Annotated in this window: 11 protein-coding genes; 8 read left to right on the plus strand and 3 right to left on the minus strand. The window is 75.2% G+C overall.

Going from position 1 to position 13,489, the window contains the following annotated elements; genetic code table 11:
- Positions 1-40 precede the first annotated feature (40 nt).
- The gene (locus ABEA26_RS31520) at positions 41-829 is read right to left on the minus strand and encodes a hypothetical protein (protein ID WP_345596924.1); all 789 of its coding nucleotides are present in this window, start codon (positions 827-829) and stop codon (positions 41-43) included.
- 290 nt (positions 830-1,119) lie between these two features.
- Positions 1,120-1,359 (minus strand): chaplin ChpG, encoded by a 240-nt coding sequence (gene chpG, locus ABEA26_RS31525; RefSeq protein WP_345596925.1) that lies wholly within the window; start codon positions 1,357-1,359, stop codon positions 1,120-1,122.
- Between the two features lie 386 nt (positions 1,360-1,745).
- On the opposite strand from chpG, the gene ABEA26_RS31530 reads away from it, so the two are divergent.
- The 8 genes from ABEA26_RS31530 to ABEA26_RS31565 all read left to right on the plus strand — a co-directional run bounded on the left by ABEA26_RS31530 (position 1,746) and on the right by ABEA26_RS31565 (position 12,038).
- Positions 1,746-3,164: a glycosyltransferase gene (locus tag ABEA26_RS31530; protein ID WP_345596927.1), complete on the plus strand. Its 1,419-nt coding sequence runs from the start codon at positions 1,746-1,748 to the stop codon at positions 3,162-3,164.
- A complete protein-coding gene (locus ABEA26_RS31535; RefSeq protein ID WP_345596929.1) occupies positions 3,161-4,717 on the plus strand; it encodes an exopolysaccharide biosynthesis polyprenyl glycosylphosphotransferase in 1,557 nt (518 codons plus the stop codon). The genes ABEA26_RS31530 and ABEA26_RS31535 overlap by 4 nt, the downstream gene beginning before the upstream one ends.
- Positions 4,718-4,722: 5 nt before the next feature.
- Positions 4,723-6,195: an O-antigen ligase family protein gene (locus ABEA26_RS31540; RefSeq protein ID WP_345596931.1), complete on the plus strand. Its 1,473-nt coding sequence runs from the start codon at positions 4,723-4,725 to the stop codon at positions 6,193-6,195.
- Positions 6,192-8,048, plus strand: a complete 1,857-nt coding sequence (gene murJ, locus ABEA26_RS31545) for a murein biosynthesis integral membrane protein MurJ (RefSeq protein WP_425587926.1) — start codon at positions 6,192-6,194, stop codon at positions 8,046-8,048. The genes ABEA26_RS31540 and murJ overlap by 4 nt, the downstream gene beginning before the upstream one ends.
- Before the next feature lie 118 nt (positions 8,049-8,166).
- Complete coding sequence (locus ABEA26_RS31550; protein ID WP_345596939.1) at positions 8,167-8,856, plus strand: polysaccharide deacetylase family protein; 690 nt, start codon at positions 8,167-8,169, stop codon at positions 8,854-8,856.
- Position 8,857: 1 nt separating this feature from the next.
- Positions 8,858-10,018, plus strand: coding sequence for a glycosyltransferase (locus ABEA26_RS31555; RefSeq protein WP_345596932.1), 1,161 nt, complete (start codon positions 8,858-8,860; stop codon positions 10,016-10,018).
- Positions 10,015-10,785: a YveK family protein gene (locus tag ABEA26_RS31560; RefSeq protein ID WP_345596933.1), complete on the plus strand. Its 771-nt coding sequence runs from the start codon at positions 10,015-10,017 to the stop codon at positions 10,783-10,785. Before ABEA26_RS31555 ends, ABEA26_RS31560 begins: the two co-directional genes overlap by 4 nt.
- Positions 10,786-10,829: 44 nt before the next feature.
- Positions 10,830-12,038 carry a GNAT family N-acetyltransferase gene (locus ABEA26_RS31565; protein ID WP_345596935.1) on the plus strand — a complete coding sequence of 403 codons (1,209 nt, stop codon included), beginning with the start codon at positions 10,830-10,832 and terminating at the stop codon, positions 12,036-12,038.
- Between the two features lie 100 nt (positions 12,039-12,138).
- Here ABEA26_RS31565 and ABEA26_RS31570 read toward each other — a convergent pair whose 3' ends face one another.
- Positions 12,139-13,437: a glycoside hydrolase family 26 protein gene (locus ABEA26_RS31570; RefSeq protein ID WP_425587927.1), complete on the minus strand. Its 1,299-nt coding sequence runs from the start codon at positions 13,435-13,437 to the stop codon at positions 12,139-12,141.
- Positions 13,438-13,489: the final 52 nt, after the last annotated feature.

Raw genomic sequence — 13,489 nt, forward strand, 5'->3', positions numbered from 1 at the left:
CCCGGAAGGGATGGCGCGACGGCCCGGCACGCGTGGGGCGTCAGGACGGGTTCGCCGGCGTGGCGGCTTCCGGCGTGGCGGCTTCCGGCGTGCTCGGCAGCGCGGGCAGCCCGGCCAGGTCGGCGGCAGGCAGCCCGCCGCCGACCAGTGTGGCGGCGACGACGTTGACCACGCCGGTCACCACGTCCCCGACGGCCGGGCTCACCTGCCCGGCGGTACCGGAGGTGGTGGCCTTGACCAGGGCGTCGATCCGCACCTGCAGAGCGGCTTGCGCGGCGGCGGCCAGGTCGGCCGCCGCCGCGGTCGCGGCCGTGGTGCCGTCGGCGCTCTGCGCCACGACGGGTGCCGGCAGCGTGACCGGCGTCTCGGCCTCCGGTGCGGTCACGACCGGCGGCTTTACCGGGGTGCTCGTGCCGGGCGTCGTGGTGCTGGGGGTGGTCGTGCCGGGAGTGGTCGCGTCGGGGCTGGTTGTGCCCGGCGCGGTCACCGCCTCTTCGGCGTCGGCGGCGTCGGCGGCGTCGGCCTTGGCGAGGGCGTCCTTGGCGGCGGCGGCGAGCTTGTCCGCCTCCTCGGTGGACAAGCGGCCGTTGTCGGCCTCGAGTACGGCGCTGAGCAGGTCGGTGACCGGCGTGAGCACTCCGCCCAGGCCGGCCAGACTGCCGACCTGGTTCTGCAGTTCCGCGGCGTCGGGCAGGGGTGCGTGGGACGCCGCGTGCGTGCGTTCCCTGGCCGATCCGCCATCGGCCGCCATCACCGCCGGACCGGAAAGGCCGATCAGCAGGCCGGCGCAGAGAGCGGAGGTGGCGATTCGCCGTGCGGGCAGACGCATGGGGGTTCCTTTCGGTGGTGCGTCGGATCTTGTGCCCACCGTGGAAGCGCCCATGGCGCTCTGCAACCGAGCGGTGACCCGGCGCATACCCCTGCCTTTTCCCGCACCGGCGTCCTACCTGGTGAGACGCCTTGTCAAGGTCCGAACACCGTGTCGGCACGCAGACCCCCCATTCGGGGCAGCACACCGCCGTCCGTGCGGCAACCGTCCGTACGACGACGCGCGCCGGCCGCCCGTTCGCGGAGAGGAACCGCGGCACGGGCGGCCGGTGCGGTGCTTTCGAGCGGACGTCAGTCGTTCTCGCACTCGTTGCCGAACGCCGGGTTCAGCAGGCCGACGATGTCGACCGTGTTGCCGCAGACGTTGACCGGGACGTGGACCGGAACCTGCACCACGTTGCCGGACAGGACACCCGGGGAATGGGCGGCGACGGCCTGCGCGCCGCTGTCGGCGGCGGCGACACCGGCGGTGCCCGCCGCCGCGGCGGCGGCGACGGAGGTCAGGGCCAGGCCCTTCGCGATACGCGACATGGAGAGGTACTCCTTGGGATTGACACAAACATCCGGGCGGGCGCCCGGCTCAGTGTCAACGCGTGGCACCCACACGAGTTGTGCCGCCGAACGAGTGGTCCCACGGGCGTGCGGCCTTCACCAATCCAACACACTTGCCCGGTTTCATCGGATTGGTACAGGTAGCCGCTAGAGTCCCACACCATCCGACGCATCCCTGTGCACCACTGCGGGACATCGGCCAAGGGCACTCTCCGGGAGCTCCGAACGCGGTGGTGGCCCGCAGGGTCTTCCGGCTCGTTTCCCAGCGGGACGCGGCATGCGCCGCCGCGTCGGGCCGGCGCCCTGCGGTGAGACGTTCTCCCGCCCGTCCCGAGCATTTTCCGTGAGCGAGCGAGGAAACGCGTATGCACCTGCCACCGACCGACTCCCCGCCAAGGGTTCTCCACGTCACCCAGCCGGTCGACGGCGGGGTCGCCCGGGTCGTGACGGACCTGACGCGGGCTCAGCTCGCCGCCGGGCTGCATGTCACGGTCGCCTGTCCAGGCGGGGCCCTCGCGGGCGAACTCCGCTCGCTGGGTGCGGACGTGCGGCACTGGCCGGCGACGCGGTCACCGGGTCCCGCGCTGGTGCCGGAGGTACGCCGGCTCGCGCGCTTGATCGCGGACGTACGGCCCGACCTGGTGCACGCGCACAGCGCGAAGGCCGGTCTCGCCGGACGGCTCGCCGTACGAGGACGTGTTCCGACCGTGTTCCAGCCGCACGCCTGGTCGTTCGAGGCCGTCGGGGGGCCTGCCGCGGCCCTCGCGCTGGGCTGGGAGCGGTGGGGGGCACGGTGGGCGGCGCGCACGGTGTGCGTGAGCGAGGCGGAGCGGCGGCGGGGGACGCGGGCCGGGGTCCGCGCGCGGTGGGCGGTGATCCCGAACGGCATCGACCTCGACCGCTTCGGCGACGCCGACACCGTCGGGGACCGGGACGGCATGGAGACCGCCGAGAACGCGGAGAACGCGGCCACAGTACGGCTGCGGGCCGGCGCCGGCCCTCGCACGCCGCTGGTGGTCTGCGTGGGACGGCTGTGCCGGCAGAAGGGGCAGGACGTCCTGCTGGCTGCCTGGGAGTCGGTCCTCGCGCGCGTGCCAGGTGCTCGGCTGGTACTGGTCGGCGACGGCCCGGAGCACACCCGGCTCACCGCGTGTGCCTCGGCGTACGGATTTCTCGGCGGCGCCATACTGGCCCGGCGCCGCTCCGGTGCGCACGGCACGCACCGTACGCACGCCCAGCACGCCCAGCACGCCCAGCACGCCCAGCACGTCCCGGCGTCCGTGGTCTTCGTGGGCGCCGTCGCCGACGCCACCCCCTGGTACCGATCCGCCGACCTGGTCGTCCTGCCCTCGCGCTGGGAAGGCATGGCGCTGGCCCCACTGGAGGCGATGGCCTGCGGACGGCCCGTGGTGGTGACCGACGTGGACGGCGCACGCGAGGGCCTGCCGCCCGCTCTCGCGCGGCACTGCCTGGTACCGCCGGAGGACCCCACGGCGCTGGCCGATGTCATCACCGGACTGCTGCTCGACGCTCCACTGCGTGCGTCGCTCGGCCTCCGGGGGCGTGCGCACGTCCGCTCCACGCACGACGTTCGGCTCACGGCCGGCGCCGTCGCGGCGGTGTACCGCACCCTCCTTCCTCACCACGGGCGGCCGGCCGGACCGCGCCCCCTCCCCGGCCACCGGCCGGCACCCGCGGAGCCCCACCCCTCCGGCGACTGGACGGCAGCCGTGGGCCGGTCGTCCGTCGTGCCCATCGAGTACAGGGAGTCCACGCACCCGTGACCGCGGAAAGCACCGTCCCCAACCCCGCCGGCCAGCCGCACGACCTCGGCTCGTCCTTTCCCGTCTCGGTGCTGGCGCCGCGCGCCGGCACCACGGGTCCCGGGTCCCCCACCGGGCGCCCCGCCCCACGGCCGGACTCCCCACGGCCGGACTCCGCGGGACCGGACTCCGCGGGATGGGACTCCGCAGGACTCGTCTCCGCGAGGCAGGTCTCCCCGCTGCCGCTGCTCGTCGCGGACGGCGCGGCCGCCGTGCTGCCGGGCTCGCTGGTCCTGACCGGCGCCCCGCACCAACCGCTGCTCGCCGCCCTGCTGGTCGCCGCCGCGCTGCTGCTGCGTCCGCGCCCCCGCCGGTGGCTGCCGGGGGTGCTGGACGACCTGCCCGCCCTGTGCTCCCGGATCGCGGTGCTCTGGCTGGCGCTGGCGGCGCTCGTCGCGGCGCACGCCCCGCCGCACGCGCTGTCCGTCCGCACGCTGCTCCTCGGCTTCCTGCTGCACGCGTCGACGGGCTGCGCCGGCCGGGGCCTCGTACACCGGCGGCGGCGCGCCGCGCTGCTGAACCACCCGCGCGCGGCCCTCGTCGTCGGCCCCGCCGCGACCGCGCGGCGCGTGGCCTCGGCGGTGCTGCGCCACCCGGACTGCGGGGTGCGCCCCGTCGGCATCGTCACCGACGACGACCCGGGCGGCACCACCGGACTGCCCGCGCTGACCACGGGAGAGGAGGTGCGTCGGGCGGTCGTGCAGAACGGCGTGCGGGACGTACTGACCGTCGACCCCTCCGTACGGACCCGGCAGGGGCCGCTGCTGCGGGCGCTGGCCGAGTCCGGCTGCGTGGTGTGGGAGCTCGACGCGGACACCCCCGTCGACGCGGGCTCCCCCGTCGACGCGGGCTCCCCCGTCGCTCCCCCGGGCTCGGGCGGCCGGGACCGGCTCGCCGGGTTCCCCTGCCGGCGTCCGGAGCCGGTGGCGGGGCGGTCCGGCGGCGCCGGCAAGCGGGTGCTGGACGTGACGGTTTCCGGGGCGCTGCTGGTGCTGCTGAGCCCGTTGCTGCTGGCCTGCGCCACGCTGCTGAGAGCCGTCGGTGGCCCCGGCGTACTCTTCCGGCAGGAGCGCGTCGGCAAGGACGGCAGGCCGTTCACGCTGCTGAAGTTCCGCACCCACCGCCCTGCCGACGAGCACGAGTCGGCGACCCGGTGGAGTGTGGCGGACGAGCGGCGGATGCCGTGGTTCTGCCGCTTCCTGCGCCGCACGTCCCTCGACGAACTGCTCCAGCTGTGGAACGTCTTCCGGGGCGACATGAGCCTCGTCGGCCCGCGCCCCGAACGGCCCTACTTCGTGGCGCAGTTCAGCCGGACCCACCCCGGCTACGCCGCCCGCCACCGGATGCCGGCCGGCATCACGGGCCTGGCCCAGATCAACGGGCTGCGCGGCGACACCTCCATCGAGGACCGGGCCCGCTTCGACAACGCCTACATCGACGACTGGTCGCTGTGGCAGGACGTCTGCATCCTGCTGCGCACGGCCGTCGCGCTCGTGCGCCCCACCGGGAGCTGAGCGAGGTGTCCCAGACCCTGCCCCCGTGGTCCGCCGCGCGCGTGCGGCGGCTGCCGCCCGTGCTGGCCGTGGTCGCGGTCGTCGCGCTGCTCGCCCTGCCGGTCGCACCGGACGGCGGGGGCGGCGCGCACCCGGCCGACGCGGTCTCCGCTCTGGTGGTGCTGTACTGCGCCCTGCGCCTGGTACGGGATCGACGGCGCCCCCTGTCCCGAACGGCGGCCGTGGTGCTGGGTCTGCCCGTGTTCGGACTGGCCGTGGCCGCCATGGGCGCGGTGTCGCCGGGGGCCGGGCTCACCGGGCTCGGCCGCTATCTCCAGGTCTTCGTCCTCGTGCCCGCCGCCGTACTGCTGCTGATCCGCGGCCGGGACGACGTACGGCTGCTCGCCTGGTCGATGGTGGGGCTGGCGGTGTGGCAGGGGGCGGTCGGCGTCCACCAGTACGTCACCGCGACCGGCGCCTCCTACCAGGGCGAGCAGGTCCGGGCCGTGGGCACCTTCGGGGCGCAGGACGTGATGGGGATGGCGACCGTGGTCTCCCTGGGGCTGGTCTGCGCGGTCGGTCTGGCGCTGGGCCGGACGCCGGTGCGGCACCGGCTGTTCGCCGCCGGGTGCGTGCTCGCCCTGCTGCTGCCTCTCGCCCTGTCGTTCAGCCGCGGGGCGTGGATCGCCACGGCGGTGACGTGCGCGGCGCAGTTGCTGCTCGCCGGGGTGCGCCGGGCGCTGGCGGTGGGGGCGGCCGTGGTCGCGGCGGGGGTGGTGCTGGTGGGCGGGTTCGGGATCGGTACGGCGATGCTCCAGGAGCGGGTCGGCAGTATCACGCGGGTCACCGACTCGCCCGACCAGTCGGTGACCGACCGTTACACGATGTGGGCGGCGGCGGCCGGCATGTGGCGCGAACGGCCGCTGACCGGCGTAGGTCTGAAAGGCTTCCCCGAGCACCGGGACGGGCACGCCTCGTTGGCGCTGTCCTCGGGGAGCGAGACCGACGGCGCCGGTGCCGGATACCTCAAGCAGCCGCTGCTCTCCCCGCACAACATGTACCTGCTGGTCCTGGCCGAGCAGGGGCTGATCGGGCTGCTCGCGCTGGCGGGGAGCTGGCTGGCGCTGCTCGCACTGGGGCTGCGCGAACTCCGTTCGGTCCGGCGTTCGCGGGGCGGGCCCGGGCCGGACCGCGCGGACTGCGCTCTGGTCGCCTGCGGGCTGCTGGTGTGGCAGCTGACCGACTTCGCGTACGCCGACATCGGCGGGCCCTCGACCGTACTGACTGCGGTGTGCTTCGGGCTGGCGGCGTGGTGGGCACTCGGGGACGGGGCTGGGGACGGTGCGCTTACCGGTACCGGTACCGGTACCAAGGCTGAGGCTGAGTCCGGCGCCGAGGCTGAGTCCGGTGCCGGCTCCGGTGTCGCTACCGAGTCCGTGCCCGGGGCCGGGGCCGGGGCCGGGCCCTGTTCCGGCTCGGCGGAGGGACCCGTCCGGTGAAGGCGACCCCGATCCGTGCGGCGGGCGAGGCTTCCGCCCCGCCGGCCCGGACCGTCGGGCCGGACACGGACACGGACACGGATACGGATACGGATACGGATACGGATAGGGATACGGCGACCGACCCCTCGACGGCGGCCGAGGCCCGTTCCTCAGGTGGCTTCCTCGCCCGGGCCGCGCTGGTCACCGCCGTGCTGTCGGTGGCCGGGTCGGTACTCGGGCTGGCGCGGGACCAGGCGCTGGCCCGGTTGTTCGGGGCCGGCAGCGAGACGGACGCCTTCCTGGTGGCGTGGACGGTGCCGGAGTTCTCGGCGACGCTGCTGATCGAGGACGGGCTGGCCTTCGCGCTGGTCCCCATGTTCAGCCTGGCTCTGGCCCGCCGCGCACGGGGCACCACCGGCGACCCGGTCCGTGAACTGGTCGCCTCGACCCTGCCCCGGCTGGCGCCGGCCTTCGTCGCGGTCGGCGCGCTGATCGTCGTAGGCGCCCCGCAGTTGGTGCGGGCCCTGGCTCCGGGGTTGCCCGACCACGGCCTCGCCGTGGACTGCACCCGGCTCACCGCCACCTGCGTCGTGAGCTTCGGGCTGGCCGGGTACTGCAGCGCCGCCCTGCGGGCGCACCGCCGGTTCCTCGCGCCCGCGGCGATCTACGTCGCCTACAACACCGCCATCATCACCGCGATGTACCTGCTCGGCGACCGCTGGGGGGTGCGCTCCGCGGCGGTCGGGGTCGCGGCGGGCGGCTTCCTGATGGTGGCGGCGCAGCTGCCGTCGCTGCTGCGGCAGTTGCGCCGCCGGGACGACGGCGGGCGGCCGTCGGTCGGCGAGGACCACGCACGCCCCCTGGCCCTCGCCCTGTTCACCACCGTCCTGCTCTTCGCGCTGTGCCGCCAGTCCCAGGTCCTCGTCGAGCGCTTCCTCGCCTCCGGGCTCCCCTCCGGCGCCATCTCGCACCTGAACTACGCGCAGAAGGTGGCCCAGATCCCTATGACGCTGTCGCTGATGCTGTGCACGGTCACCTTCCCCGTGGTGGCCCGGGCCATGGCCGACGGCGACACCGAGCGGGCCCGCGACCGCGTCGAGCGGGATGTGGCGCTGGCGGCCTGCCTGGTGCTGCTGGGCGCGGCCACGGTCGTCGCCTGCGCGCCGCAGATGGCCGGACTCCTCTTCCAGCGCGGCGCCTTCACGGCGGCCGACACGGCGGCGACCGCGAGCGTCATGCGCGTGTACGCCCTCGGGCTGCTCGGCCAGACCGTGGTGGGCGCGCTGGCCCGCTCCTACTTCTCGGCGGGCCGTGCCAGCTGGTACCCGCTCGGCGCGATGGCCGTCGGCCTCGCCGTCACCGCCGGTACCGGCACCTGGGCGGTCGGCCCGTGGGGCGTGTGCGGCATCGCCGCCGCCAACGCCGCCGGCATCACCGTCACCGCCGCCCTCCTGCTCGCCGGGATGGGCCCGCGCAGCGTCCCGGTCCGCGTCCGGCGCGTACTGGGCGACCTGGGCCGGCCGGTGGTGGCGGCCGGCGTGGCGTCCGTCGCGGGAGCCCTGGCCGCGGACCGGTCCGCCGTGCTCGCCGCCTCCCCCGTCGCCTCCCCTGTCCTCTCCCCTGCCGTTCCCCTCGCCGTCCCCCTCGCCGCCGGTGCGGCGACCGTCGTCGGTGTCTTTGTCCTGCTCGGCCGGGTCCTGCGCGTCCAAGGCGTCGCGCCGGCCCTCGATCTCGTCCGCTCCGTCACACGAAGGCTCCCGCATGGCCGCTTCAGCTTCCGTCCCCGCACACTCCCCAACCCCAACCCCAACCCCAACCCCCGCTGCCGCTTCCGATCCCGCTTACGCTCCCTCTTCCGCAGATGCCGTTGACGCCCGCACGCCGCACGCCGGCGACCTCACGCACACCGGCGTCCGCACCCGCACCCGCACCGGAGTTCACTCAGGCCCCGAAGACCGCGCACGCCCGGCCACCACCCCCTGGGTGGCCATGTACCACTCCGTCGGTGACCGCACGGACGACCCCTACCGCCTCACGGTCACGCCCGACCGGCTGGACGCGCAGCTCGGCTGGCTGCGGCGGCGCGGGTTGCGCGGGGTGTCGGTCGCCGAGTTGCTGGCCGCGCGGGCCCGGGGCGAGGGCCGCGGTCTGGTGGGGCTGACCTTCGACGACGGGTACGCCGACTTCGTCGAGCACGCGCTGCCCCGCCTGCGCCACTGGGGCTGCGAGGCCACCCTCTTCGTGCTGCCGGGCCGGCTCGGCGGCGACAACGCGTGGGACCCCCTGGGTCCGCGCAAGCCACTGCTGACCGCCGACGGCATCCGGCACGCCGCCGCGGAGGGTGTCGAGATCGGCTCGCACGGGCTCACCCACGTCGATCTGACGAAGACGGACGATGCCGCACTGAAGGCCGAGACCTCCGAAAGCAGAGCACTGCTCTCCGAGTTGATCAGTGCTCCGGTCACCGGCTTCTGCTACCCGTACGGCACGGTCGACGCCCGCGCCGCCGACGCCGTACGGGCCGCCGGATACACCTACGCCTGCGCGATCGCCCCCGGCCCGCTGACCGGCCCGCATGCCCTGCCACGCGTGCACGTCGGCCAACGGGACACCGCCGTGCGCCTGCTGCTGAAGACCCGGCTGCACCGCCTGCGCCGCCGTCCCGCCACGGGGGTGTGAGGTGAGGGCCCTGCACATCATCACCGGCCTCGGCGTGGGCGGCGCGGAACAGCAACTGCGGCTGCTCCTGCGTCACCTCCCCGTCGACTGCGACGTCGTGACGCTCACCAACCCGGGGGCGGTCGCCGACGGGCTGCTGGCCGATGGCGTCAAGGTCGTCCACCTCGGCATGACCGGCAACCGCGACCTCGGCGTACTGCCCCGCCTGACCCGGCTCATCCGTACCGGCGGCTACGACCTCGTGCACACCCACCTCTACCGCGCCTGCCTCTACGGCCGGCTCGCCGCGCGCCTGGCCGGTGTCCGCGCCGTCGTCGCCACCGAGCACTCCCTCGGCGACTCCCAGCTGGAGGGTCGCCCGCTCACTCGGGGCGTCCGCGCCCTGTATCTGGCCGGGGAGCGGCTGGGCAGCGCCACGGTCGCCGTCTCCCCCACCGTCGCCGACCGGCTGCGGCGCTGGGGTGTGCCCGCGCCCCGCATCGAGGTCGTCCCCAACGGCATCGACCTGGACCGCTTCCGCTTCGACCCCGTCGCCCGCCTGCGCACCCGCCGCCGCCTCGGTCTGCCGGACGGCGCGTACGTCGTCGGCGGCATCGGCCGGCTGACCGCGGGCAAGCGGTTCGACGTCCTGGTCCGGGCCCTGGCCCGCCTCCCGGACGACTGCTGGCTGCTGCTGGTCGGCGGCGGACCCGAGGAGCACCTCCTGCGCCGCACCGCCCACGAGGCCGAAGTCGCCGACCGAGTCCTGCTCACCGGCGAACGCCCCTACGTCACCGACGGCTCCCTGGGCCCCGACCTGCCGTCGCTCGCCTCCGCGATGGACGTGCTCGCCTCGCCGTCGCCGGAGGAGGCCTTCGGCCTGGCGGCCGTGGAGGGCCTCGCCTCCGGGCTGCCGGTGCTCTACGCCTCCTGCCCGGCCGTCGAGGACCTGCCCCCGGACGCCGCTCCCACGGCCCGGCGTGTCACGGGCGGCGACGAGGACTTCGCCCGCGCCCTCGCCGAGGTCCGGGCGTCCGCCGGTCCGGGCCCCGGCCCGCGCACCGTGCCCGAGGCCGCCCGCCACTACTGCGTCACCCGCAGTGCCGCCCAGCTGATGGACGTGTACTCGACCGCCCTCACCCGCCCGTTGTCCCCGGTATCCCAGGGAGTGAGCTCCGCATGACCGAGTCCCTCACCCGGCCCCCGGCCCCCGAACCGGCGGCCGCGAACCCCGCCGCCGACCGGCCCACCCGGCCGGGCCGCGCGCGCGCCGCCCTGCGCCGCGTCCGGCCCCGGCACCGGACGCGCCCCCGGGACGGGAGCCGGTCCGGGCCCCGGGCCCTTCCGTCCTGGGCCATCCTCGCGTCCGCCGCCCTCACCGGCGGACTGCTCGGAGCGGGCTACGGCCTGGTCACCACCCCGCAGTACACGGCGACCAGTTACGTCGTCGCCGTCCCCACCGACGAGTCCGACCCGGCCTCCGCGCTGGGCTTCGCACAGGCCTACGGCCGGGTCGCCACGCAGCTCGCGGTGCTCGGGGACGCCCAGATGTGGGCGGGCGTGCCGGTGGCGACGCTGGAGGAGAGCGTCCGCACGGCGACCTCGCCGGACGCGCCGATGGTCTCGGTGAGGGCCACCTCTTCCCGCCCGGAGGAGGCCGCCGACATGGCCAACGCGGTCTCCCGCGCACTGACCCGGCACGCGGAGACCTCCGCCGACGACACCCACGTCGAACTGCGCCACTTCGCGCGCGCCACCAAGCCCTCCGAGGCGTCCTCGGCCTCGTCCACCGTGACGGGGCTGGTGGGCGCGAGCGCGGGCGGTCTGCTGGGCGGGCTGGCGCTGCTGGCCCGGCCGCGCCGGTCCGCGCGGGAGCCCGGCCGCACGGCGGCGGGGCCGGCCGCCGTACCCGGACCCGCCTCGGCGGCCGATGTGCGCGGACAGCTGTGACGTACCCGCCGGCGTCTGCGACGACGTCTCCGACCCCGTACCCGATGCCACGTCCGAAGACGTATCCGGACGCGCACCCGGCGCCGTCCCCGTCCCCCTCCCCGTTCCTGTCCCCGGCCCCGGCCCCGGCCCCGGCCCCGGCGACCTACACGACCGAGCTGGTCACCGACGAGCACGGCTTCGCCGAGCTGGCCCCGGAGTGGGGGCGGCTGTACCGCCGGTGCGCCGCCGCGACCCCGTTCCAGAGCCACGCCTGGCTGCACTCGTGGTGGCGGTCGTACGGCGGGCGTGGCCGGCTGCGGCTGCTGCTGGCCCGTGACGGCCGCGAACTGGTCGCCGCCGCGCCCCTGACGCTCGTCCGGGGTCCGGTGCCGGCGCTGGTGCCGCTGGGCGGGGCGATCTCCGACTACGCGGACGTCCTGCTGGACGACGAACGCGGGGAGGGCGCGGTGGCCGCGCTCACCGAAGGACTGTCGGCGGCGGCCCGCACCGCGCTGATCGACCTGCGCGAGGTACGGCCGGGCTCCGCCGCCGAACGTGTCTACGACCGCTGGCACGGACCCCGGTACCGGGTGTCCGGCTCACTCTGCCTGGAGCTGCCCGCGGCCCCCATGGACGAGCTGGTCGCCCGGCTGCCCTCGGCCAAGGCCCAGCAGCGGGCGCGCGCCAAGCTGCGCAGGCTGGAGGCGCTCGGAGTGGGGAGCCGGGCCGTCCTCCCCGGAGAGGTGGACGCGGCGCTGAGCCGGCTGCTGGAGCTGCACCGGCTGCAGTGGCAGGGACGGAAGGTGACCGGCGAGCACCTGCGCCCCCGGTTCCGCGAGCACCTGGTGCGGGCGGTGGGGCCGATGGTGCGTTCCGGGGACGCGGTGGTGACCGAGTTCCGGATGGACGACGAGGTGGTGGCCGTGGACGTGACGCTGCTGTCCCGGCGGCTGGCGGGCGGCTACCTGTACGGCGCTCATCCCCGGCTGCGGGAGCGCAAGGCGGACGTGGCGGTGATGCTGTTGGCGGCGTGCGCCGAGCACGCCCGCGCCCCGGAGCGCGGCACGCTGAGCCTGCTGCGGGGCAACGAGCCGTACAAGCACCACTGGCGCCCGGAGCCGGCGTGGAACCAGCGGCTGCTGCTGGCCCGCCGGCGCACGACCCCGCTGCTGGCGGCGGCCCTGTGCGACGTCGCCGCACGCCGGCGGGGCAAGGAACTGCTGCATCGCCGGCAGGAACGGAAGGAGCCCGACGGTGGCGGCAGAACATGACCGGCCCCACCACCGCCACCACCGCCACCGCCGCCGCCGCCACCGCCCCGGCCCCGGCCCCGGCCCCGGCCCCGGCCCCGGCCCCGGCCCCGGCGAGCGGCTACTCGCCGCGCGAGAACCAGTCGAGGCGCGTGCAGAGCTTCCCGCCGAGCCAGTACTCGACCCAGTCGCCGAGCTCCAGCGGCGAGCAGTCCGCCGACGGCTCGGTCGCGGTGGCCGGCACCGCGGGCACGGCCGGGGCGGTGGGCACGGGCGGTGCGGTGGGCACGAGCGGTGCGGTGGGCACGGTGGGCGTGGCCGGCTTCCCGGTCGCCGCCGGGTCCGGCTCATCGGTGCGTCCGAAGAGCACGGACCGGTAGACCGCCGTGGAGCGGGGGTTGTCGTCGCACTGCCAGACGCCGTGCGGGCAGTAGTCGGTGACCGTGTTGTACACGGGTTTGTGCTCGTCCATCCAGGCGAGCATGCGCCGCATGTACTCGGCGTTGTCGCCGTTGCGGAAGAGACCCCATTCCGGATAGGAGATGGGCTTTCCGTGGGCCTTGGCGAAATTCACGTGCGCCTGGAGTCCGTACGGTTCCCTCACCTGTTCGTCGAAGGTCATTCCGCGCGGCTGGTCGTACGAGTCCATGCCGATGATGTCGACCGTGGCGTCCCCCGGATAACACCGCGTCCAGGGAATGGCGTCCCTGCCGCGGCTCGGGGTGAAATCGAACCGGAACTTCTGACCGGGCACCGCGCGCATGGTGGTGACGATCCTGTTCCAGTACGTCTTCCAGGCCTCCGGGTCCGGCCCGCAGCGATGGGTGTACGTGATGCCGTTCATCTCCCAGCCGAGCACCAGGACCGTGTCCGGCACGTTCAGTTCGACCAACCGTTCGGCGAGGGCCCTGAAGTGGTGATCGAAACGCCCGGTGGCGCCCTGGCGCAGCAACTCGCGCACCTCGTCGTCGTCGACGCCCTTCTCGTTGCGCTCCATCATGGGCACGTTGAGGACGAGCATCCGGTCGGGCTCGCTGGTGCGCCAGTCGGCCCACACGTCGAGGAAGCCGGGGGCCCCCTCGATGTTGCTCCAGCGGTCGCCGGGCAGATAGGTGTGGCCGACGCGCAGATCGGCGCCGCCCAGCCAGTGGCTGAGCCGCGCCATCCGGGTCACACCGCGGGTGCCGTAGTCCAGGTACGCGCCGAACGCGGGAGTGGACCCTCCGGCGGCTCCCGGGGCTGCTCCCGCGGCGGCTCCGGGGGCGGGCGGGGGCGCCGGGGATGCCGGGGATGTCGGGGTGGTGACCGGTTCGCCGACGGCGACACCGGGACCAGCGGCCAGGAACGCCGCCACCGCGATCGCCGCCGCCGCGAGGCAGGCCGGCCGCCGCCCGGACCGCACCCCGATCCGGGTCCTGATCCGGGTCCTGATCCGGGTCCTGATCCGGGTCCTGATCCGGGTCCTGATCCGG

The sequence above is a fragment of the Streptomyces marokkonensis genome (assembly GCF_039539045.1).
GTDB lineage: Bacteria > Actinomycetota > Actinomycetes > Streptomycetales > Streptomycetaceae > Streptomyces > Streptomyces marokkonensis.

Coding starts and splice junctions, on each gene's coding strand:
- ABEA26_RS31520 (WP_345596924.1), bottom strand. CDS start 829: ATGCGTCTGCCCGCACGGCGAATCGCCACCTCCGCTCTCTGCGCCGGC.
- chpG (WP_345596925.1), bottom strand. CDS start 1,359: ATGTCGCGTATCGCGAAGGGCCTGGCCCTGACCTCCGTCGCCGCCGCC.
- ABEA26_RS31530 (WP_345596927.1), top strand. CDS start 1,746: ATGCACCTGCCACCGACCGACTCCCCGCCAAGGGTTCTCCACGTCACC.
- ABEA26_RS31550 (WP_345596939.1), top strand. CDS start 8,167: ATGTACCACTCCGTCGGTGACCGCACGGACGACCCCTACCGCCTCACG.
- ABEA26_RS31560 (WP_345596933.1), top strand. CDS start 10,015: ATGACCGAGTCCCTCACCCGGCCCCCGGCCCCCGAACCGGCGGCCGCG.
- ABEA26_RS31565 (WP_345596935.1), top strand. CDS start 10,830: ATGCCACGTCCGAAGACGTATCCGGACGCGCACCCGGCGCCGTCCCCG.